The organism is Tsukamurella pulmonis, from assembly GCF_900103175.1.
In the GTDB taxonomy this organism is placed as follows: Bacteria; Actinomycetota; Actinomycetes; order Mycobacteriales; family Mycobacteriaceae; genus Tsukamurella; species Tsukamurella pulmonis.
Genome location: NZ_FNLF01000002.1, coordinates 285,910 through 306,794, shown reverse-complemented (window position 1 = coordinate 306,794; position 20,885 = coordinate 285,910). Strand labels below are relative to the sequence as shown.

The window sequence follows — 20,885 nt, the reverse complement described above, 5'->3', positions numbered from 1 at the left end:
CATCATTTTCCTCGATCCGTACTTGCGGTCTATCGCCAGGCCTGTGGCCCGCGCTGCTTCATTGCGTCACTGCTGGTGGCCGCCACCGTGCGGGGCGCCCGGTTCACTCGCCGGCACGGCGGGCGATCCACCGGGGGCACGGTGCTCCCACCGCGCGACCGCCGAGTCGGGTACTGCCACCCCACCGATCACATACGCGCTGGCGAAGACACCGGTCACCGCAACCACGTAGACGATCAGCCTGCGCATGGCACTCATGGATTGCGCACTGCCGAGTAGCCAGCCTCTTCCACCGCGGCGAGAACCCGCTCGTCGGTCACCTGCTGCGCTCCCGTGACACGCAGCCGACCCGTCTGCGCGCTGACCTCGATGGACTCGACACCGGGGATAAGGCTGACCTCCTCGCGGATGGACATTTCGCAGTGGCCGCAGGTCATGCCTGTCACCTGGTATTCGCTGGTCGTCATCGCCTTCTCCTACCCAGTTCAGATACCCCCTGTGGGTATCTCCAAATCATGCTTAACATACCCCAGGCGGGTATGTCTAGGCCCTCCTGTCGCGGCGAGTGCGCCGGAGCGGTGGTCGCGCGGCCGATCCCGAGCAACCCTTGCGGTCAATACCCCGCCGGGGTATATATTCGGGGTACCCGGCTGGGGTACCCGTTCAGGTGAATGTGAGACGGTCGGGGGGCCTGAGATGAAGGAGTTCGACGATGACCGACAATGCACACCGACAGTCTTGCTGTGGGCACACCGGCCCCGGCGAGCAGTCGCTCGAGCTGACCCGCAGCGCCCGGCAGGCGGGCACAGGCGGTACCGACACGGCGGAGTGCCCCGTCATGACCGGCACGGTGGTGGACAAGTCTGCCGCTGTCAGCAAGGGCCTCTACCGCGACTTCGAGGGCACGCGGTACTACCTGTGCTGCGCCGGGTGCGGGCCTCGGTTCGACGCCGACCCACACAAGTACGTTACGGCGGCCTCGGCGTGAGCACCGATATCCCCGCGGTTGCGGTCGAGCGGGCCGAGTGCTGTGCGGCGCAGCACGGGTATTTGACCGATAAGTCGCGCTATCTGATGCGGGCGAAGCGGATCGAGGGACAGGTGCGTGGCATTGAGCGGATGATCGATGAGGACCAGTATTGCATCGACATCCTGACCCAGATCAGTGCCGCGACGAGCGCCCTGCAAGGGCTCGCCTTGGCGTTGCTGGATGACCACATGCGGCACTGCGTCGTCCAGGCCGCCCGCTCAGACCAGCAGGAACTCGACACCAAGCTGAACGAAGCGACTGCCGCGATCACCCGTCTCGTCCGATCATGAGTCCACCCGGGGTGTCGTCCCGGTGGCTGTCGTTTCCGCGAAGGAGCACGTTATGGAGCACGGTTCGCATACCGATCACACAGGACACGCCGGTCACGGCGTTGGGCCCGAAGTGCCACAGGGGCTGCAGGTCGCCGCTCGAGGCTATCGCTTCGAACCGGCGATCCAGATCGTCGACGCCGGGACCGTGGAACTTCGCTTTGTGATCCTCGGGCCCGACGGCGAGCCGCTAGTCACCTTCGAGGAACGTCACGACAAGCAGTTGCACTTGATCGTTGTGAGCCGCGACACCAGCGTCTTTCACCACGTCCATCCGTCGATGGACAGTGCCGGGTCCTGGACTGTGCAGCTGGCGCTCACGCCGGGAGTGTGGCGGGTCTTGGCCGATTTCGTGCCGCAGGGCGCGCCGGACGGGCTCACGCTCGGTGCCGACCTGTTCGTGCCTGGCGGGTTCCATCCTCGGCCCTTGCCTGAGTTGAGAAGGGCCTGGACCGGCGGCGACTACACCGTCACGCTCGAGGGCGATCTCGTTGCCGCCCAAGCCGGGGAGCTGCAGGCCGTCGTCACCTGGAATGGCGTCCCGGTGACCGATCTGCAGCCCTATCTTGCTGCGTACGGCCACCTGGTGGCGTTGCGGGCCGGTGACCTCGCTTACCTGCATATCCATCCCGAGGGGAGCCCGTCGGACCCGCAGACGCCTGCAGGTCCCCGGATCCGGTTCCACGCGGTCGCTCCCTCCGTGGGAACCTACCGGCTGTTCCTGGATTTCCGACATCAGGACACCGTCCGGACCGCGGACTTCACCCTCGTTGCCACCGGGGGCACCACCGGTGCAGTCACTGGCGGTGCGAGCGCGCACCACCATCAGTAGCGCTGATTCAGGCAGTACTAGGTTTTCCGGAGCCCGGGGTGGCGTGCGCTGCGGGCCCTGTTCGATCGACGTCGTCGCCAACTAGTTGGGAGCCATCGTGGGGCCTTTTTCTCATCGCGATTTCCGCCTGTTGTTCAGTGCGCAGATCGTTGCGCTGCTCGGCACCGGGCTAGCGACGGTCGCCCTCGGGCTGCTCGCCTACGACATCGCTGGCTCGTCCGCAGCGGTCGTCCTGGGAACGGCGCTGACGATCAAGATGGTTCTCTATGTCGTTATCGCACCGGTGGCGGCGGCGTACGTCGACCGGCTGCCGCGACGCGCGTTCCTGATTGCGCTGGACCTGTTCCGTGCGGCGATCGTGCTGGCGTTGCCGTTCGTCACTGAGGTCTGGCAGATCTACGTGCTCATCGGATCACTGCAGGCGGCGTCGGCCGCGTTCACGCCTACGTTCCAAGCCGTGATCCCCGACATCATCACCGACGAGCGCGAGTACACCACCGCGTTGTCGGCCTCGCAAGTTGCATACACGATGGAGAGTCTGGTCAGCCCGGTCGTGGCAGCGCTGGCGTTGCTGGTGATCGAGTTCAATGTGCTCTTCGTCGGTACCGCGATCGGGTTCGTCCTATCCGCGGTGCTGGTACTGCAAGCCAAGGTGCCCAACGCGAAACCCTCGGGTGCCGCGCGGCCAACGGACCGGATCTTCGCCGGCCTGCGGATCTTCACAAGTACCGCCAGCTTGCGGGGAGTCATCGCGGTCAACTTCGCCGTCGCCGCGGCCGGTTCGATTGTCGTGGTGAACACGGTCAACTACGTCCGTGACCGACTGAGCGGATCCGAGTCCGATGTCGCGTGGATGATGGCGGCGTCCGGCGGTGGAACCCTAGCTGTGGCACTGGCGGTACCTCGCCTGCTCGACCGGGTGACCGCTCGTGCCGTGATGCTCACCGGAGCCGGCCTGCTCACCGCCGCGGCTACCGCGGCGGTTGCCATGGCTGCGGTGGACCGGCCGAGCTGGGCGGTGACCGCAGTGATCTGGCTGGCCAGTGGTGCCGGCTCAGCGCTGGCGATCACCCCGACCGGAAAGGTGCTGCGGGCTGCTGTGGCGCCCGCGAACGTTGCTGCCGTGTTCGCGGCTCAGTTCTCGCTCTCGCACCTCGCTTGGCTCATCGCCTACCCGATCGCGGGTTGGGGGGCCACGCGATTCGGTCTCGTACCCGCCTGGGGGGTACTCGCGCTGATCGCCGGCGCCGGTGCGATCGCCGCGCCGCTGCTATGGCGGCGCGGCGTCGTGCCCGCTGGCACGCAGGTACCGGCCCCCGCGGAGGAAGATAGCGCGGTCCTACCCGATGAGGCATGGCGTCACGCTGCGGCTGCCGACGGGACCCTGACCGAGTGCCAGTGCACCTGCACACAAGCCGCGTAACGCCCAGGCGACGGTCCAGCCAACGATCTTCCAGCACCTTTGCCGGGATATCGCGGCCTCCTCATCTCAAGCAGGAAACCAATCCTGATAGACGCGAGCTGGCCGCCCCCGTCACCACTGTCCGGTGGGTGGATACTGACGCTATGGCGACAAGCGACGAGGCTGCGCAGTTCGTTTCAGGCAATGACCGGCTGGCTCAGATCCTGTCCGATCCGGAGCGCCGGACACGCGTGGACGCCATCACCTCAGAGATGGCCTTGATCGACCGTCAGTACCGCGCGGCTGTTCAGTTGCTCGACGGCGCGTTGGCCGCGACAAGCTCCATAGCCGGTCCCGCCGTCACCGCTGAGGTTCTCGATGAACTCCATCGGCACCTCACGGCCGCCGGCGCTCAGGGCATCGGCATCACGCTCACCTTCGCCGGTCACGAAATGACGGTGCCGCTCGAACGGCGTAGTGCCAACACCGAACGGTGAACCACGTCGCCGAACCTTAGACGGTCGGCGTGTCAGGGACGAAGCCGCTCGCTGCGGCGTCCGCGGCGCACAGGGTGCGGGCCCAGCTCCCGCGGTGCGAGGGAGCGCCCTCGGCGCCGCATTCTTCGCAGGTCCGCTCTGATCGCCGCTCGGCCGCGCGGATCAGGTCACCGAACCCGGGCCGGGTCCGGTCGGGCTCGAATTCGACGTAATAGCGCAGGCCGCCGAACTTCTCCTTGACCTGCACCAGCTGGTAGCTCGGATCGATCGCGCTCAGTTTCCGGTCCAGGTCGATGATGATCGGGTACCAGCCAGGCCTGATTTCGAGCATCGGGTACGCCCCGGGCAGGAAACGAGCTCGGATACTCGCCAGTGCGTCGGCGATGGGATCGTCGGCCATGCCCGCGAGCCTGCCAGCCGGCCACCCGCTCGACCAAGCCCGGTCCCACCCCGCCCTGCTACGCGGGCCAAGCGTTGCGGCGCAGTAGCCGCAGCCCGTTGAGGCCGACAATGATCGTCGAGCCCTCGTGACCGGCCACGCCGAGCGGCAGCGGTAACGTACCCACCAGATCCCAGACGACCAGGACCGCGATGAAGCTGGCGGCGATGGTGAGGTTGGCGACCACCACGCGGTGCGCACGCTGAGCGAAGGCGATGACGGCGGGAACCGCGGTGAGGTCCTCGCGCACGATGACGACGTCCGCTGCCTGCAGGGCGAGATCCGAACCGGCGCCGCCCATAGCGATTCCGACGTCCGCGGTAGCCAGTGCCGGGGCGTCGTTGACGCCGTCACCGACCATGGCCACCGCCCGCCCGCCGGTGCGCAGCTCGTCGATGGCAGCGGTCTTGCCGTCCGGGAGCAACCCGGCTCGGACGTCGGTGATGCCGACCCCGTCCGCGACCCGATGCGCGGCGCGCGGATTGTCCCCCGTAATGAGTGTGGTGCCGATTCCGGCGTTGCCCAGCGCAGTGACGGCGGCGCGGGCATCGGCTCGTTGAGTGTCGGTGAGCGCCAACACCCCGATGGGGGTTCCATCCCTGGTGACGACGACCGCTGTGTCGCCGCGGCTTTCGAGTTCTCCGACCAGGCCAGCCGCGTGGGGTGGCAGCACGGTGTCGCTGGTGTGCGGCGACAGTACCGCGATTCGGTGTCCGTCGACGGTGCCGCTGACGCCGCTACCGGGGTCGGCGACGAAGTCGGTGGCCGTGCGCACCTCGATCCCGCGCGCGTGCTGCGTCGACGATCGCCGCGGCGAGCGGGTGTTCGCTGAGCTTCTCGACGGCGGCAGCCATCCCCACGAGCGCGTCAGCGTCGAGGTCTGGGCCGGGGGCGAAGGGTTCGGCGGCGGCGAGCGCAGGCCGACCGGAGGTGATGGTGCCGGTCTTGTCGAAAGCGACCGTGTCGATCGTGGACAGGTTCTCCATCACCACCGCGGACTTGACCAGCACGCCGCGGCGGCCGGCGTTGGCGATCGCCGCGAGCAGCGGCGGCATCGTCGCAAGGACCACCGCGCAGGGCGAGGCGACGATCATGAAGGTCATCGCCCGTAGCAGTGCGGACCGCAGTTCCGCGCCGAACAGGAGCGGGATCGCGAACACCGCGAGCGTGGAGATGACCATGCCGATGGAGTAGCGCTGCTCGACCTTTTCGATGAACAGCTGCGCGCGCGCCTTCGTCTGTGAGGCCTGCGTGACCATGGCGGCGATGCGGGCGACGACCGAATCCGCTGCGGGCCGATCCGCGTGGATGGTCAACGCTCCGGTGCCGTTGAGGGTGCCAGCGAAGACAGTGTCTCCCACGTGCTTGTCGACGGGCAGCGGTTCACCGGTGATCGTGGCCTGGTCGACCTCGCTCGCCCCGTCGATGACGGTGCCATCCGCGGCGATCCGCTCGCCGGGGCGGACGCGGATCATATCGCCGACCTCAAGGTCTGCCGCCGCGATCGTGCGTTCAGTTCCGTCCGCGTCGAGCAGGGTGGCACTGTCGGGGGCGAGATCGAGCAGCCCGCGGACGGAATCTTCGGTTCGCGCCGTCGCCCACGCCTCGAGTGCACCGGACGTAGCGAAGATGACGATCAGGAGCGCACCGTCGGTGATCTGTCCGATCGCGGCGGCGCCGATCGCGGCGACCACCATCAGCAGGTCGACGTCGAGGGTCTTCTCGCGCAACGCCTGCAGTCCAGCCAGCGCCGGCTCCCACCCGCCGGCGGCGTAACAGGCCAGATACAGCGCCCACCACGACCAGGCCGGCGCGCCGGCGAGCTGCGCGGCCAGACCGAGCAGGAACAGCCCGAGTGCCGCTGAAGCCCAACGAACTTCGGCGAGGTCGAACGGTCGGGTGCGAGGCGCCCCAACAGCGAGCACCTGTGCGCTCCGATCCGTAGCACCGGATCGGACAGTCGCCGCGTTCATCGCCGACCCCCTTCCTCGAGTCAGGTTCGTGCGGCACACCCACACAACATCAGCATATCTGAACATCTCTTCATATCAATGGTGGAGGGTATGATCCCGTCATGGGACATGGGATCGGCGACGAAGCCGCCGCAGTGCCGGGTCCGCTCGATGCCGCGACCGCCGAACGGGTCGCGACGACGCTGCAGGCGCTCGCCACGCCCAGCCGCCTGCGGATTCTCTCGCAGTTGCGGGGGCAGGCGATGGCGGTCGGTGATCTCGCGGCCGCCGTGGCGATGGAGCAGTCGGCGGTATCGCACCAGCTGCGGCTGCTCCGCAATCTCGGGCTGGTAACCGGTGTGCGGGAGGGCCGCAGCATCGTCTACAGCCTCTACGACAGCCACGTCGCTCAACTCCTCGACGAGGCGGTCTACCACAGCGAGCACCTCCGGATGGGCCTGGCCGATCGGCCGGCGACCGCCGCCGCTACCACCTAGCCGCCGGGAGGTCTGTCGCAAACTGAGCCGCTCGATGGGGCTGGCTTGCCGTCTCAAACACAGTGGTCCTCGAGGTACGCAGCGTCCTTACCCTTCGCCGCGGCTCCCTATCGCCAACTGCCGGGCTCGTATCCGGCGGCAGCCGCTCGTCCGTTCGCGTCCCCGTCAGACGGGCCAGCGGACGTGCTCGGTGTCGATCACGAACGGGTGCCGGTGCCGGTAAAGGCCGTCGCCCATGGCGACGGCGTCGACGAGATGCTCTGAAGCGGTCGCCGAAGCGAGGTGCTGGTGCTCGAGCTCGGCGGGGTCGCGTCGCGGCCATGCCCGCGCGGCGACCAGCAGTCCGACTACGGATAGTCCGGCGAGGACCGCGAACGCTGAGCCGAAACCGGCGGTGGAGCCTAGCCATCCGGCGATCGGGTAGGTGATCAGCCAGCACAGGTGCGAGAGCGAGAACTGCGCAGCGAAGACCGCTGCCCGGTCAGCGGGCACCGACGAGCGGCGCAGTACCTGCCCGACCGGCGTGAGGACCAGGCCCATCCCGACCCCAATCGCCGACCACACCACCACCGCCGCCGGCCACAGCAGCGCACCAGGCACCAGCACCATCGCTGTTGCCGCCGCGGCGGCAACGACCAGCACACCGCCACCGGTGAACATGACCGGACGCTCCGGCACCCGATCGAGCAGCCGCGGCAGCACCAGCGCCACGACCATGGTCCCGATCCCCGACGCTGCGAGCAGCCACGCCACCCCCACCTGCGAACCACCAAGCCTGTCCCGCACCAGGTTCACGGTGCTGACCATCACGATCGCCCCGGCGCCCGCGACCGCCAGATCCAAACCCAAGACCCCACGCAACCGTGGGGTCGCCGCAAAGATCCACGCCCCCGCGAAAGTGCGGTCGAACACCCCACCCCGGGCACTGCTCACCGCATCCGGGATCGACGTCGAGACCACCAGCACCGCCGAGAGGACGAGCCCGACGACGGTGAACCCGAACAGCCAATGGAAGCTCATCACCACGAGCGCCACCGCCGCGAGAATCGGACTCAGGAGAGACTCCATCGTCGATGCCAGCTGCGAGGCGGACAGCGCCAGCGTGTACTGCGCGTCATTGGCGACGATGTCGGGAATCACGGCCTGAAAGGTGGGGGTGAACGCCGCCGAGGCCGACTGCAGCACCGCGATCAGCACGTAGATCTGACACACCTGATCAACCCACGGCAACGCCAGCACCACCGACGCCCGGATCAGATCCAGACTCACCAACAGCAGCCGCCGTGGCATCCGATCCACATACGCCGTCGCCAGTGGCGCGATCAGCACGTAGGCGAGCATCTTGATCGTCAACGCGGTCCCGAGCACGGCGGCGGCCCGCGGCCCCGCCAGGTCGTAGGCGAGCAGGCCGAGAGCGACGGTCGTCATCCCCGTCCCGAACAGGGCCACCACCTGCGCAGTGAACAAGTGCCGGTAGTCACGGTTCCCGTACAGCGACCGCGCCGACGAACCCGGCGACGGCGTTGGTCCAAGACCAGGTCGTGGCGCGCGCTGCTGCGACATGGGTTCTACCTCCGAGGTGGGCGGTACCGATCAGATATCATGTGCTTGTGTACGCACATGATGTCACATCGGAGATTGACCGGACACCCCCCGACGAGCAGATCGACGCCGCAGCCCTTGCGCTGAAGATGCTGTCCGTGCCCGCCCGGATGAAGATCCTGTGGGCGCTCAGTGCCGCTGGAGAGCTGGACGTCACCGCCCTGACCGAGCAGGTCGGTCAGGCCAGACCTGCAGTCTCCCAGCACTTGGCGAAGCTGCAGCTCGCCGGCCTGGTCGCACATCGGCGCGACGGGCGCCGGCTGCTGTACCGAGTTCGCGGCGGACACGTGCGGCGCCTGCTCATCGAGGCGCTCAACGCCGCCGAGCACCAGCTCCACGACCTCCCCGAGCACGACTGACTGAACTTCACAGTTTGGATCAGGTAGTGGCCGAATGGTATTCGCGCGCGCGGTTCGCACACCCACTTCGAGTCACGATCCGGCACCACCGCACAACCTCCGATGCTGTTACTGGCACGCTAGTACCAATGTCACGAAGATCAGATCGCAACCGCACCCCGCGCCACAAGCCCGAGCCTGCACCGCTGGATCACACACCGCTGATGACGGCATTGCGGCAGGTAGAGATCGCCGTCAACGGCTTCAACCGCGAGGCCGCACGGATCGAGACCGAGTACGGCATCGCGATCTATCCAGAGCGGGTGGGCAACATGCACACCGATCTGGCTCGCTACATCGAGGTCGCGATCGGCATCGTCGCACGCAAGCTGCCGGTCGCCGTGTACGGGGCGGACAGCCGGCGCTGGACAGGCCCCCAGTCCCCGCGGCAGGTGTTCGCCCTGTACGAGGCGGCCGGCGACAACACAGCCGACTACCTGACGCAGATGGCTCTCAACGCCGAGCGGATCAAGGCGAAGAAGGACGACCTCGACCGCAGCCTCAAGCAGAAGTGCCTACGGCCGAAGACGAACGGGAAACCGTGTCAGATGCGGCCGCTGTACCAGGCCGGGGTCGGCCACCAAGAAGGCTTCGGCTGCTGGCGTCACGCCACCGACGAGGAGAAGCTCGAGCTCGAAAGGTCGCGAATCATCATTGAGGTCAAGACCGGTTGCCCCGGGTGCAAGGCCGGACCCGGTGAGGCGTGCCTGATCCCCACCGAGGACGGCCTCACCCCCGCCCAGGCAGGCCTGACGATGGTCGACGGCGAGTGGCCCCGGGTCCGGGTCCTCGGCGGCGTCGAAATCCACGTCCCACGGATCGAACTGATCCATCCCCGCGTCCTCGAACCCGCCGGGTAAGTCACTGGTGGCGGCACCGCGAAACCAGGTCCGAAGACTGCTCACCCGGTAGCGGCCTAAATGAACACCACCTAGCGTTCGGGGCAGCGAGCCCTACGACGAGACGAGGAGTTCCCATGGCTAACGAGCCGAATGTCCAGCAACCGCAGGACGCCAACGATCCACCGTCGGAGACGGTGGTTGAGCTCGCGGACGGTATGCGCGGCCGGTGGGTGGTGGCATCCCAGGGATCTACGCACGTATGGGATCTGGACACGTTGACCTACACGCGCCGTCCCGGCCCCGCCAGCCCCTCGGGGGCGTTCGACTACGACGGCATCGCGCACCGGATCACGAGGGTGACCCGCTGGCCGCGTGTCGGTGATCAGTCGCTGGTCTGGTTCGACGATCCCGCGAGTCCCTTCGACACCGAGCAGTTCCGCCGCTCGTCGGTGATCGTGTCGATCACCCGCGCCCCAGAGGGGACGTAGAACGAAACCGGGCGACGGTTCCGAAGTCGGGGACGCCGGGTAAGTCCAGGTCGGCGGTAGTCAGCGTCGGCGTTCGATGCGAACCACGTCCCGCCAACGGCCGTCGCGTTGGCCGATGCGTTCGCGGGTGCCGACGGTGCGGAACCCGGCGCCCCGGTGCAGCGCCAGGCTGGCGTGGTTCTCGGGGAAGATTCCGGTCTGGATGGTCCACACCCCGGCAGCGTCGGCGGACTGGATGAGGGCCTGCAACAGCGCGGCTCCGATGCCCTGCCCGGCGTGGCCGGAGTCGACGTAGACGCTGTGCTCGATGACGCCGGCGTAGACGCAGCGCCCCGAGACGGGCGCCGCTGCAACCCACCCGGCGACCTGCCCACCTGGGGCGAGGGCGACGACGCGGTGCTCAGGTAGGTGTCGTTGGTCGAAGTCCGTCCAGCCGGGTGCGGCGGTTTCGAAGGTGGCGTTGCCGGTGTCCATGCCGGCTTGGTAAATCGCGAGGACCTGTGGCCCATGCTCGGGCCGCATCGCAACGATCGCCGGGTCCGCCGCTCGTGCGGCGGACCCGGTTGAGTCGTGGGGGCTGGTGGTCACCTGTTCAGGCTAAGGACGCTGCGCTGATGGTGCAGCTGGTGCTCGCGGACCCAGTTCTGGGCGGCGACCTGCACGGCGTCCCACGGGGACCCGAGGGGCGGGGTGTAGGACAGGTCGAGCTCGGAGAGGGCGTCGACGCTCATGCCGTGGTGCAGGGCGGTGGCGTAGGTGTCGACGCGCTTGGAGATCTCGGCCGTGCGGTGCCCGATGAGCTGGGCACCGAGTAGTGCGCCGGTGTTCTGGTCGCCGGTGATCCGGATGCTGATGGGGGTGGCACCCGGGTAGTAGGCCTTGTGATCGTCCGGTGTGGAGGTCGTCGACACCGGCACCCAGCCGCGGTCGGCGGCAAGGGCTTCGGTCTCTTTGAGGCCGGTGCGGGCGGCGACGAGGTCGAAGATCTTCACGACCTGGGTGCCGAGGGAGCCGGTGTAGCGGGCGGTGCCGCCGAGGGCGTTCTCGCCGGCGACGCGGCCCTGCTTGTGCGCGGTGGTGCCGAGCGGGAGCCAGGTGATGCCGAGCTGGCGGTGGTGGGTGTGCACGGCGTCGCCGGCGGCGAAGACGTCGGACAGATTGGTGCGCATCTGCTCGTCGACGGCGATCGTGTTCTTGATGCCGAGCTGCGCGCCCGCTGCGGCAGCGAGGTCGGTGTCGGGGCGCACGCCCACGACGACGAGCACGAGATCGGCGGTGAGGTGATCGCTCTGGCCGTCACTGCTGGTGGTGACGGTCAGGGCGCCGGTGTCGGTGCGGTCGACCGCGGTGACCAGGGTGTGGGTGCGGACGTCGACCCGGTTGCGGACCAGTTCATCGTGGACGAGGGCGCCGAGTTCGGGTTCGACAGTGGGGAGCACCTCAGGGAGGGCTTCGATCTGGGTGACGGTGATGCCGCGGGCAGTGAGACCTTCGGCCATTTCCAGGCCGATGTAGCCGGCGCCGATGATGATCGCGGTCTTCGGGTCCTTCGTGGTGAGGGTGTTCATCACGGCGAAGGTGTCGCCCATCGAGTGCAGCAGGTGCACGCCGTCAGCGGGGCCGAGGTGGTCGAGGCCGGTGATCGGCGGCCGCACGGACACAGCGCCGGTGCCGATGACGAGGACGTCGTAGTCGAGGTCCCGGGCGGCGCCGTCCGGGCCGGTGACGGTCAGGCGGTGTCCGGCCGGATCGATCGCGGTAGCTCTGGTGTCGGTGTGCACGGTCATGCCGGTGGCGGCGAGGTCGGCGGCGGTGCGGTGGGCGAGGTTGCTCCAGTGGGTGACCTCGCCGGAGACGTAGTACGGGATGCCGCAGATGGAGAAGTTCGGGTAGGCGTCGGCGACGACCACGGTGACCTCGCTGGTGGGGTCGAGTTCGCGGGCCCGCAGGGCGGCGGAGATCCCGGCGTCCGATCCGCCGATGGCGATGATCTTGCGTGCAGACATGGGGTGTCGGTTCCCTTCCAAGGACAGGCAAATGAGGTGTGAGCAGGCACAGCGGCGCTGACGGCGGTGAGCGGGCCGTCGAGCAGGTCGATCCAAGGGGGTGGGTCAGGTGGTGGCGGGATGGAGCTCGGCGAGGAGGGTTTTGACGCGGCGGTCGAGGTCGTCGCGGATCAGGCGGACGGTCTCGATGGGGTGGTTGTCGGGGTCGGCGACCTGCCAGTCCAGGTACCGCTTGCCCGGGTAGACCGGGCAGGCGTCGCCGCAGCCCATGGAGATCACCACGTCCGCGGCGGCGACCACGTCGTCGGTGAGCGGCTTGGGGAACTCGGCGGCCAGGTCGAGCCCGACCTCGGTCATGGCCTGCTCGACGATCGGGTTGATCACCGCGGCGGGCAGCGAGCCGGCGGAGCGCACGTGTACCGCGCCGGCCGCGTGGTGTGTCAGGAGCGCGGCGGCCATCTGCGAGCGGCCCGCGTTGTGGACGCAGATGAACAGCACCTCGGGCACGGTCTTGGTGCTCGCACCGGTCGACTGCGCCAGGGCGGCGAGACGCTCGGCGGCGAACCGGCCGGCGAGAGTCACCAGGTGAGTGTGGATGCGGGCGGTGCGCCGCAGCGCGGTGTAGGACTCGAAGACGACCCGTTCGACGGTCTGCTCGGAGACGATCCCGCGGTACTGGGCGGCGAGCCGCTCCGCGGTCCGCGCCAGCAGGGCCTGGGGCATCAGCAGTTCCGGTGTTCCGGCCGACTCGGTCGTGGCGTTGGCGTTCATCCGACTTTCTCCCGCTTCTCGGGCTTCCCGGCCTGCTCGGTCGCTACCGGGTGGTGAGTTCGGCTGCCAGCGCGGTGACGCGGGCGGCGATGTCGTCGCGCACGAGGCGCATCCGCTCGATCCCGTCGATGCCCCGCTCCGACGGCTCGTCGGTATCCCAGTTGACCAACGCGACACCGTCCGGGGTGTCGACGACGGCTTCCCGGCCGAGAGTGACCACCAGGTCCACCCGGGCGAGCAGCGCCGGGTCGATCGGTTTCGGGGTCTCACCGGTGATGTCGACACCGACCTCAGCCAGCGACTCGGCGGACAGGCCGTTGACCACGGACCCGGGCTTGGTGCCGGCCGAGTACACGGCGACCGCGTCGCCGGCGGTCTTACGCATCAGACCGGCGGCCATCTGCGACTTGCCGCCGTTCTTCACGCACACGAACAGAACACTCGGCGTGCCCGATTCGGTCTCGGTATCAGGCTTGGTCTGGTTGTCGGGCATCAGTTCATACTCCTGGACGAATCAGCTGCGGTCGCAGCGGAGGACGGGGTGAGGGGGAATCGCTTGCGCAGGGCGAGTGAGACGTAGACGAGGCCGACGAGGACCGGCACCTCAATGAGCGGTCCGACGACGCCGGCGAGGGCCTGGCCGGAGGTGGCGCCGTAGGTTGCGATCGCGACGGCGATGGCGAGCTCGAAGTTGTTGCCGGCGGCGGTGAACGCGAGCGTGGTGGTGCGCTCGTAGCCCAGGCCCATGACGGCGCCGAGCAGGTAGCCGCCGCCCCACATGATCGCGAAGTACACCAGCAGCGGCACCGCGATCCGGGCGACGTCCCACGGGCGGGAGGTGATCTGCTCACCCTGGAGCGCGAAGAGGATGACGATGGTGAACAGCAGCCCGTACAGGGCCCACGGCCCGATCTTCGGGAGGAACTTCGCTTCGTACCAGTCGCGGCCCTTGGTCTTCTCGCCGATCCGGCGCGAGAGGTAGCCGGCGAGCAGCGGAATGCCGAGGAAGATCAGCACCGATTTGGCGATCTGCCACGGTGAGGTGCTGATCGTGGTCTGCTCCAGACCGAGCCAGCCGGGCAGGATCGAGAGATAGAACCAGCCGAGGACGGCGAACATGATCACCTGGAACACCGAGTTCAGCGCCACCAGCACGGCCGCCGCCTCGCGGTCGCCGCAGGCCAGGTCGTTCCAGATGATCACCATCGCGATGCACCGGGCCAGGCCGACGATGATCAGACCCGTCCGATACTCGGGCAAGTCGGGCAGGAAGATCCAGGCGAGGGCGAACATCAGCGCCGGGCCGAGGACCCAGTTCAGCAGCAGCGAGCCGAGGAGGAGTTTGCGGTCGCCGGTGACGGTGTCGAGGCGGTCGTAGCGGACCTTCGCCAGCACCGGGTACATCATGATCAACAGCCCGAGCGCGATCGGCAGCGAGACACCGTCGACCTGGATCTTCTCCAGCGCGGTGTTCAGCCCGGGGATCATCCGGCCGAGCAGCAGGCCGGCGACCATGGCGACACCGATCCACACCGGCAGGAACCGGTCGAGGGTGGAGAGCTTGCCGACGACCGGCTGATGCTCAGTCGTCGGGGCGGGGCTGGTCACGAAAGAACCTCCAACGAGATGGCGGGGTCACCGGACTGCAGGATCCCGGCGAGCGAGGACAGGACTTCGGGGATGACGCGGTAGTACACCCACGAGGCGCGGCGCTCGGACTCGAGCAGGCCTGCGGTCTTGAGGACCTTGAGGTGGTGCGAGATCGTCGGTTGCGAGACGTCCACCGCCGGCGAGATGTCACACACGCAAGCCTCGCCTCCCTCGTGGCTGGCGATCAGGCTGAACAGGCGCAGCCGGACCGGGTCGGCCAGGGCCTTGAACACCGCCGCGAGGTCGACGGACTGCCCCTCCGACAGAGGCTCACGGACCAGCGGCGAGCACCGCACGGTCACATCGGTCAACGGAATCGAATTCGACACACATCAATATTGACAGATATCGATGTTGGACACAAGCGTGTCTGGGTTATAGGTAGCGACAGATATCTTCGCTAGCGCACGACTTCGGATCGGTGTGTTCGGCAGCTTGGCGTAGGTGGGTGATGTTGTCGCGCAGTGCGATCAGTTCCGCGATCTGTTGATCGAGGTGGTGGATCGACCTGTCTAGCTGGTCGCGTACGTGATCACATGGGGCTTGGCCGGTGCCGCGTATGTCGATGATTCTTTTGACTTGCGCGAGAGTGAGTGCCGCCGCCTGCCCCCTCTTGATGAATTGCACGATGCCGATGGCGTCGGGGGTGTAGTTGCGGTATCCACCGGCGGTACGTCCCGGTTCAGGGAGGAGCCCCGCTTCCTCGTAGTACCGCAGCGTCGATGGCGTGGCGCCAGATTTGCGGGCGAGTTCTCCGATCCGCATCGGGTCCTCCCTGTCCGGATTCTGGGCTTGACCTTCAAGGGTACTGGAGGGTTGATGATGGTGACATGAGTGAAGAGTTTGATCTTGCGATCGTTGGTTCGGGTGCTGCAGCGATGGCGGCGGCGATCCGCGCAACAGCCATGGGCAAGTCCGTGGTGATGATCGAGCGAGGCACTTTCGGCGGCACCTGTGTGAATACCGGTTGCGTGCCGTCGAAGGCGTTGATCGCCGCGGCGCAGGCACAGCACACGGTCTCTGATGCTGGCCGGTTCCCGGGGGTCGGTGCGACCGCCGTGCCGGTAGATATGGCCGCCCTGGCGGCGGGGACACGGCGCTTGGCAGAGTCGATGCGGTCAGAGAAGTACGTTGCCGTTGCGGACTCGTACGGCTGGCGCCGCGTCCAGGGTGCGGCCGCGTTCGCGGGAACGCGGGCAGCGCCATCGCTGGTGGTCACAGCTCCCGATGGGACTACCGAGACGATAATTGCTCGACGGTACTTGGTGGCAACAGGGGCCCAACCGTCGATTCCGTCGATTCCCGGACTCAATCTGGTCGACTACCTGACGTCGACGACCGCGATGGAGTTGACCGCAGTCCCGGAATCACTCCTAGTGATCGGCGGCGGGTTCATCGCGCTCGAGCAGGCGCAACTCTTCGCGCGACTGGGGGCGAAGGTAACCGTTTTGGTGCGGTCCAGGATCGCTTCGGCCGAAGATGCTGACGTCGCAGATGCTCTCCTGGAAGCGCTCGCTGACGAGCACATCGAGGTAGTGCAGCTCGCGACCGCGACCTCGGTCGACACCGAGGCGGGTGAGGTCGTCGTGACCGCCTCCAGCCCTGGTGGACAAGGCGACTTCCGTGCGGCGAAGCTGCTCGTCGCGACGGGCAGAACCCCGAATACTAGAGGTTTGAATCTGGAGACGGTTGGAGTCGACACGAGCACCAGCGGCGCGATCCTCGTGTCGAATCAGCTCAGAACATCAAACCCGCGTGTGTGGGCAGCGGGCGATGTGACCGGCCATCCCGAGTTCGTCTATGTCGCAGCCGCGCAAGGCACAACGGTCGCCGACAACATGTTCGGACAGACCCCGCGGTCGTTGGACTACACGCACCTGCCGCGCGTGATGTTCACCAGTCCGGCAATCGGGAGCGTCGGTATGACCGAGACGCAGGCCCTCGCAAGCGGAATCCGGTACACGAGCTCGCTTCTTCCGCTCACTCACGTACCCCGGGCCCAAGTTGACCGAGATACCCGAGGCTTCATCAAGCTCATCGCAGACTCCGATAGTCATCGAGTCCTCGGAATTTCGGCGGTCGCGAATAGTGCCGGCGAGATCGCCGCCGCTGGGGTCTACATCCTCGAAGCAAGGATGACCGTCGAGCAGGTCGCCCGGACATGGGCGCCCTACCTGACCATGGCCGAGGGCATCAAAATCGCCGCACAATCCTTCAGCACCGACATCGCCCAGCTCTCCTGCTGCGCTTCCTAATTCCTGATTCCACCGATCCGCAAGCGAAGTCCCAGACAATGACCAATCCACTCGATCGACTCATCACCCCCGAGGGGTCCGGCCTCGATCCGGCAGTCCTGGTTCCCCTACTCAGGCTCCTCTCCAAGGGAAACCCCGTCAGCGTAGAGGACTTAGCAGCTGCGGCCGGACTGTCGGAACCCGATGTACGGGAACGACTCCAATCCGTTTCCGACACCGAATACGACGATCGCGACCAAATAGTCGGGCAAGGACTGACCCTCCGTCCGACCCCGCATCGGTTCACCGTCGCAGGTCACGAACTGTTCACGTGGTGCGCACTCGACACCCTGATCTTCCCCACACTCCTAAACCAGTCAGCCACCATCGAGTCGACCTCACCCGCGAGCGGTCAAACGATCAGAATCTCTGTCACGGCAGACACCGTGACCAGCATCGAACCCGACACCGCAGTGCTATCGCTCGTCGACCCCGATGACCTCAGCTCGCTTCGAACGTCGTTCTGCAACCAAGTGCACTTCTTCGCCTCCCCACACGATGCCCAAACGTGGACGCGCGAAAATCCCGGCAACCAACTCCTCGACATCACCCACGCGCACGCCCTCGGGAAAGCTCTCGCTGAACAAGCGCTCATCAGCCCGGACACAGCCCGACAGGCCGGATGCTGCTCGCCGGATCAGCACGAAGGAACCGCCCAATGACCAACACAGTGAAATCGCCCCTCGCACGCAGGACAAGAGAGATCGGCCGATGGGGCACCGCCGCCCGGACAGTGATCGGTGCCGCTTTCGTGGGAGCCGGGATCATCATCGGACCTTCCACAATCGACCTCATCATCGCGGTCGCTGGCTATGTCAAGTTGATCTGGCCCCGGTAGGGCGGTTTCATTCGGCCCCACCTGAGTGGGGCCCTGAGCCGCTAGAGTCCGGGGTGTGGATGGGCGGCCGCGGGTGCGCAGTGTGGTTGCGCCGACTGGTTGGGATCGCGAGTCGGTGCGTGCGTATGCCGAGTTCGTGATCGCGCGTGATGATCAGCTCGGTGATCAGGTATCGGTCCGGGTGAAGATTAAAGACGGGGAGCCACTGCCGAACCTGACGACCCGGTGGACCGTGGTTTATGTCACTCACCAGAACCGGGCCTTGCGCCGGCATCTGTCGGTAGTCAAGGACGAACGCCGCGCTTAGCCCGCGGTAGCTGCTGCTTCGGTGTGAGCCAGGCGGTAGCTGTGAGTGCCGGTTTCGATGATGGTGCCGCGGTAGGTGAGCCGGTCGACGATCGCGGCGCAGAGTCGTGGGTCGGTGAAGGTGTCTGTCCAGCCGGAGAAGGACTGGTTGGAAGCGATCGCGACGCTGTTCTTCTCTTCGCGTTCGGTGAGGACTTGGAAGAGCAGTTCGGCGCCGCGGCGATCGAGTTCCATGTAGCCGAGCTCGTCGATGATGAGCAGGTCAACGCGGCCGTAGCGGTTGATGGTCTTCGCGAGCTGCTTCTCGTCAGCGGCCTCGACCAGCTCGTTCACTAGTTTGGTGGCGAGGGTGTAGCGGACTCTAAAGCCTTGCTCGGCGGCAGCGGTTCCCAATCCGATCAGCAGATGGGATTTGCCGGTTCCGGAGTCGCCGATGAGGCAGAGCGGCAGTCCGTGGCGGATCCAGTCGCCGGTGGCGAGCTGGTGGATGGTGGCGGGTTCGATGTCGGGGTTGGCGTCGAAGTCGAAGTCCGCCAGCCACTTCTCCCGCGGGAACCCCGCGGCTTTGACGCGGCGAACAGTGGAGCGGCGGTCCCGGTCGTCGACTTCGGCGAGCAGGAGTTCGGCGAGGAACCCCTGGTAGGACAATTGCTGCTTGGCGGCGGCGGTGAGGTGCTGGTCGATCATCGACCGCACTGTCGGCAGGCGTAGGCGCCGGCAGGCCTGGTCAACGGCGGCGAGGGCGGCTTCTTCGGTGAGGCCGCCCCGGCGGCGCAACGACGGGGCCAGCGCATTCGTCTGGTTCTTATTGGCGGTTGCGGTCATAGCCGGGTGGGCCTTTCAATCGGTGGTGGGTCCAGCGACTCAATCGGTGGTGGGTCCAGCGACGCAGGTAGCGCGTCGGAGGCAGTGCGTCGCCGGTGCTGCGGGAGCAGGCGGTCGTAGGCCGTAACGCTGGGCAGCGGTCGCCGGTCGGGTGGCAGGCCGGCGATCACCGCCGCGGGGTCTGCGAGCCGTCGTTGGGTGAGGCTGACAACTCGTTGCTCGCGTCGTTCGGCATGGCGATCGAGATGACGGCCAGCGTTGGCCCCACCTGTCTGGTCGGCAGCGACCGAGGCGTGCGCGAGCAGGCGGGCTTCGGCGCGGCGAGCCTCAACGGCGACGACCTCGGCGCTCACCGCCCCGACCCGCAATGCAGCATCGATGCCGGCGATCACCGCCGCGGCGGGCAGGCTGCGGTGCAGCAGCAGGACGTCGATCAGCTCGCTGGTGCCGTCGGTGTCGCCGTTGACTCGTCGGGCGGCGGCCCAGAACGCATCATGGCTGGCGGTGAACACCCCGGCAGCGCGGGCCTGCGCCAACGCCGTTGATCCCGGCAGGGCACCGGGTTTGAACTTGAGCACCTCGAGGTAGTGGTCGAGGTCGATCTTCGCGGTGCCGCGGCCGGCGACCCGTGGATGCCGCGCGACCAGGGTCCGGCCGTCGTAGACCAGCAGCTGGGAGGCTTGTAGTGAGACGCGGACTCGGCGGCCGATCAGGTGCGCCGGCACCGAATACTTCACCATCCGAACGGTGATCATCGCCGACCGATCGACCCGTGGTGTGAGGATCAGGCCCGGGTCGAAATCCTCCACCGGCAGCGGCGCGAGCGCTGCTCGGTCGTGCTCGTAGTCCTGGCCGATGGTGCGCAGTCGTCCGTCGATCCGGCGGCCCTCGTCGCGGTCCTCCCAGGCTTTGATCTGCTCGTTGAGCTCATCGAGGGACTCGACCTGCGGCATTGGGGTCAGCCGGTTGCGGCGGAACCATCCGACCTCGCCTTCAACGCCGCCCTTCTCGTGCGCCCCGGCGATGCCGGGCTGGCAGTAGAACGGATCGAATCCGTAGTGCGAGTGAAACAACGTCCACCGCGGGTTCTCCTGTCGCCGCCGGTCTCCGCCCTGCAGGACCGCGACCACCGCCGAGGTGAGATTGTCGTAGCGGATATGCCGGGTCGGGACCCCGCCGAGCTCGCGGAACGCCTCGACGTGCCCTTCGAGGAACGCTTCCTGCCCGCCGGTCGGATAGACCCGGTGAATGGCCTTGCCCGAGTGCGAGAGCCGGTAGACGAACATGTGGCACTTGGTCTTCACCCCGCCCAGGATCACCCAGACCTCGCCGAAGTCGACCTCCGCCTCCGCGCCCGGGGCGTGGTCCTGGGCGATGAACACCTCCGTCCGGCGGCCGGCCTCCACCTCGATCTGCGCCCGCCGGACCCGCACGTAGTCCCGCACCGTCGAATACGACAACTCGACCGCATCGTGCTCGATCGCCAGGCGTTCCCGGATCCGCGTCGCGGTGTGCCGCTGCTTACGCGGAGCATCCAGATCCGACCGCAACATCTCATCAATCGCCGCCTTGAACCGGTCCAACCGCGGCGACGACCGCTCCGGCGTCTTCCGCGGCGGCGGCTCCGCCGATGACAACGCCTGCCGCACCGTCCTCCGGTGCACGCCATGCTTGCGAGCCAACGCCCGGATACTCATGCCCTCGACCCGGGCGTCCCGCCGGATCTGCGCGAACAGCTCCACCTTCGATCCCATCATTGGCCACCACCTGCTTCGGCTCGGAAACGATGTTCACGAGCAACCATCAGGTGGGGCCAGATCAAACCGTCGCAACACCACCGGCGAGTCGCAAACGGGGCCAGGTCTAGCCGTCGAGCCGGGGCCTCTT

General features: G+C 67.2%; 25 protein-coding genes and 1 pseudogene. 12 read left to right on the top strand and 14 right to left on the bottom strand.

Features of this window, described 5'->3' with window-relative positions:
• Window positions 1-66 precede the first annotated feature (66 nt).
• Window positions 67-249, bottom strand: coding sequence for a hypothetical protein (locus BLQ62_RS23160; RefSeq protein WP_139057781.1), 183 nt, complete (start codon window positions 247-249; stop codon window positions 67-69).
• Window positions 250-254: 5 nt separating this feature from the next.
• On the bottom strand, window positions 255-467 hold the full coding sequence (locus BLQ62_RS01805) for a heavy-metal-associated domain-containing protein (RefSeq protein WP_019201623.1): 213 nt from the start codon (window positions 465-467) through the stop codon (window positions 255-257).
• A 245-nt stretch (window positions 468-712) separates the two neighbouring features.
• On the opposite strand from BLQ62_RS01805, the gene BLQ62_RS01800 reads away from it, so the two are divergent.
• The 5 genes from BLQ62_RS01800 (at window position 713) to BLQ62_RS01780 (ending at window position 4,090) form a co-directional block, all read left to right on the top strand.
• On the top strand, window positions 713-988 hold the full coding sequence (locus BLQ62_RS01800; protein WP_019201622.1) for a YHS domain-containing protein: 276 nt from the start codon (window positions 713-715) through the stop codon (window positions 986-988).
• Complete coding sequence (locus tag BLQ62_RS01795) at window positions 985-1,320, top strand: metal-sensitive transcriptional regulator (protein WP_019201621.1); 336 nt, start codon at window positions 985-987, stop codon at window positions 1,318-1,320. The genes BLQ62_RS01800 and BLQ62_RS01795 overlap by 4 nt, the downstream gene beginning before the upstream one ends.
• Before the next feature lie 52 nt (window positions 1,321-1,372).
• On the top strand, window positions 1,373-2,191 hold the full coding sequence (locus BLQ62_RS01790; RefSeq protein ID WP_040765953.1) for a hypothetical protein: 819 nt from the start codon (window positions 1,373-1,375) through the stop codon (window positions 2,189-2,191).
• A gap of 85 nt (window positions 2,192-2,276) precedes the next feature.
• The gene (locus BLQ62_RS01785) at window positions 2,277-3,614 is read left to right on the top strand and encodes an MFS transporter (protein ID WP_231857574.1); all 1,338 of its coding nucleotides are present in this window, start codon (window positions 2,277-2,279) and stop codon (window positions 3,612-3,614) included.
• A gap of 143 nt (window positions 3,615-3,757) precedes the next feature.
• Window positions 3,758-4,090: a hypothetical protein gene (locus BLQ62_RS01780; protein ID WP_068565098.1), complete on the top strand. Its 333-nt coding sequence runs from the start codon at window positions 3,758-3,760 to the stop codon at window positions 4,088-4,090.
• Window positions 4,091-4,106: 16 nt separating this feature from the next.
• Here the strand turns inward: BLQ62_RS01780 and BLQ62_RS01775 are convergent, their stop codons facing one another.
• Together BLQ62_RS01775 and BLQ62_RS01770 are read right to left on the bottom strand one after the other, a co-directional pair.
• On the bottom strand, window positions 4,107-4,490 hold the full coding sequence (locus BLQ62_RS01775; protein ID WP_068565100.1) for a hypothetical protein: 384 nt from the start codon (window positions 4,488-4,490) through the stop codon (window positions 4,107-4,109).
• A 58-nt stretch (window positions 4,491-4,548) separates the two neighbouring features.
• A pseudogene (locus BLQ62_RS01770) lies at window positions 4,549-6,502 on the bottom strand (heavy metal translocating P-type ATPase).
• 101 nt (window positions 6,503-6,603) lie between these two features.
• Here BLQ62_RS01770 and BLQ62_RS01765 point away from each other — a divergent pair.
• Entirely contained in the window at window positions 6,604-6,978 is a 375-nt protein-coding gene (locus BLQ62_RS01765; protein WP_068565102.1) for an ArsR/SmtB family transcription factor, read from the top strand.
• A gap of 165 nt (window positions 6,979-7,143) precedes the next feature.
• Here BLQ62_RS01765 and BLQ62_RS01760 read toward each other — a convergent pair whose 3' ends face one another.
• Window positions 7,144-8,541 carry an MFS transporter gene (locus tag BLQ62_RS01760; protein WP_082756367.1) on the bottom strand — a complete coding sequence of 466 codons (1,398 nt, stop codon included), beginning with the start codon at window positions 8,539-8,541 and terminating at the stop codon, window positions 7,144-7,146.
• A gap of 47 nt (window positions 8,542-8,588) precedes the next feature.
• On the opposite strand from BLQ62_RS01760, the gene BLQ62_RS01755 reads away from it, so the two are divergent.
• The 3 genes from BLQ62_RS01755 to BLQ62_RS01745 all read left to right on the top strand — a co-directional run bounded on the left by BLQ62_RS01755 (window position 8,589) and on the right by BLQ62_RS01745 (window position 10,308).
• Entirely contained in the window at window positions 8,589-8,939 is a 351-nt protein-coding gene (locus tag BLQ62_RS01755; protein ID WP_068565126.1) for an ArsR/SmtB family transcription factor, read from the top strand.
• A gap of 26 nt (window positions 8,940-8,965) precedes the next feature.
• Window positions 8,966-9,838 carry a hypothetical protein gene (locus tag BLQ62_RS01750; RefSeq protein ID WP_139184136.1) on the top strand — a complete coding sequence of 291 codons (873 nt, stop codon included), beginning with the start codon at window positions 8,966-8,968 and terminating at the stop codon, window positions 9,836-9,838.
• A 116-nt stretch (window positions 9,839-9,954) separates the two neighbouring features.
• Window positions 9,955-10,308, top strand: a complete 354-nt coding sequence (locus tag BLQ62_RS01745) for a hypothetical protein (protein ID WP_068565106.1) — start codon at window positions 9,955-9,957, stop codon at window positions 10,306-10,308.
• Between the two features lie 60 nt (window positions 10,309-10,368).
• Here BLQ62_RS01745 and BLQ62_RS01740 read toward each other — a convergent pair whose 3' ends face one another.
• The 7 genes from BLQ62_RS01740 to BLQ62_RS01710 all read right to left on the bottom strand — a co-directional run bounded on the left by BLQ62_RS01740 (window position 10,369) and on the right by BLQ62_RS01710 (window position 15,500).
• Window positions 10,369-10,782, bottom strand: coding sequence for a GNAT family N-acetyltransferase (locus tag BLQ62_RS01740; RefSeq protein WP_224644785.1), 414 nt, complete (start codon window positions 10,780-10,782; stop codon window positions 10,369-10,371).
• Between the two features lie 110 nt (window positions 10,783-10,892).
• Window positions 10,893-12,314 (bottom strand): FAD-dependent oxidoreductase, encoded by a 1,422-nt coding sequence (locus tag BLQ62_RS01735; RefSeq protein ID WP_068526158.1) that lies wholly within the window; start codon window positions 12,312-12,314, stop codon window positions 10,893-10,895.
• A 105-nt stretch (window positions 12,315-12,419) separates the two neighbouring features.
• On the bottom strand, window positions 12,420-13,085 hold the full coding sequence (locus BLQ62_RS01730; protein ID WP_068565108.1) for an arsenate reductase/protein-tyrosine-phosphatase family protein: 666 nt from the start codon (window positions 13,083-13,085) through the stop codon (window positions 12,420-12,422).
• 43 nt (window positions 13,086-13,128) lie between these two features.
• Window positions 13,129-13,578 carry an arsenate-mycothiol transferase ArsC gene (locus BLQ62_RS01725; protein ID WP_068565110.1) on the bottom strand — a complete coding sequence of 150 codons (450 nt, stop codon included), beginning with the start codon at window positions 13,576-13,578 and terminating at the stop codon, window positions 13,129-13,131.
• Window positions 13,578-14,693 carry an ACR3 family arsenite efflux transporter gene (gene arsB, locus BLQ62_RS01720; protein WP_083350781.1) on the bottom strand — a complete coding sequence of 372 codons (1,116 nt, stop codon included), beginning with the start codon at window positions 14,691-14,693 and terminating at the stop codon, window positions 13,578-13,580. The genes BLQ62_RS01725 and arsB overlap by 1 nt, the downstream gene beginning before the upstream one ends.
• The gene (locus BLQ62_RS01715; RefSeq protein ID WP_068526162.1) at window positions 14,690-15,064 is read right to left on the bottom strand and encodes an ArsR/SmtB family transcription factor; all 375 of its coding nucleotides are present in this window, start codon (window positions 15,062-15,064) and stop codon (window positions 14,690-14,692) included. The genes arsB and BLQ62_RS01715 overlap by 4 nt, the downstream gene beginning before the upstream one ends.
• A 46-nt stretch (window positions 15,065-15,110) precedes the next feature.
• Entirely contained in the window at window positions 15,111-15,500 is a 390-nt protein-coding gene (locus BLQ62_RS01710) for a heavy metal-responsive transcriptional regulator (protein WP_068526163.1), read from the bottom strand.
• A 65-nt stretch (window positions 15,501-15,565) separates the two neighbouring features.
• On the opposite strand from BLQ62_RS01710, the gene merA reads away from it, so the two are divergent.
• The 3 genes from merA (at window position 15,566) to BLQ62_RS23155 (ending at window position 18,174) form a co-directional block, all read left to right on the top strand.
• Entirely contained in the window at window positions 15,566-16,990 is a 1,425-nt protein-coding gene (merA, locus tag BLQ62_RS01705) for a mercury(II) reductase (RefSeq protein WP_068526164.1), read from the top strand.
• A 38-nt stretch (window positions 16,991-17,028) separates the two neighbouring features.
• Window positions 17,029-17,691, top strand: coding sequence for an organomercurial lyase MerB (gene merB / locus BLQ62_RS01700; protein ID WP_074850279.1), 663 nt, complete (start codon window positions 17,029-17,031; stop codon window positions 17,689-17,691).
• A gap of 231 nt (window positions 17,692-17,922) precedes the next feature.
• Window positions 17,923-18,174 carry a hypothetical protein gene (locus BLQ62_RS23155; protein WP_133298647.1) on the top strand — a complete coding sequence of 84 codons (252 nt, stop codon included), beginning with the start codon at window positions 17,923-17,925 and terminating at the stop codon, window positions 18,172-18,174.
• On the opposite strand, the gene istB is transcribed toward BLQ62_RS23155, so the two are convergent.
• Window positions 18,171-18,998: an IS21-like element helper ATPase IstB gene (gene istB / locus BLQ62_RS01695; protein ID WP_068526535.1), complete on the bottom strand. Its 828-nt coding sequence runs from the start codon at window positions 18,996-18,998 to the stop codon at window positions 18,171-18,173. The genes BLQ62_RS23155 and istB overlap by 4 nt on opposite strands.
• On the bottom strand, window positions 18,995-20,752 hold the full coding sequence (gene istA / locus BLQ62_RS01690) for an IS21 family transposase (protein ID WP_231703188.1): 1,758 nt from the start codon (window positions 20,750-20,752) through the stop codon (window positions 18,995-18,997). The genes istB and istA overlap by 4 nt, the downstream gene beginning before the upstream one ends.
• Window positions 20,753-20,885: the final 133 nt, after the last annotated feature.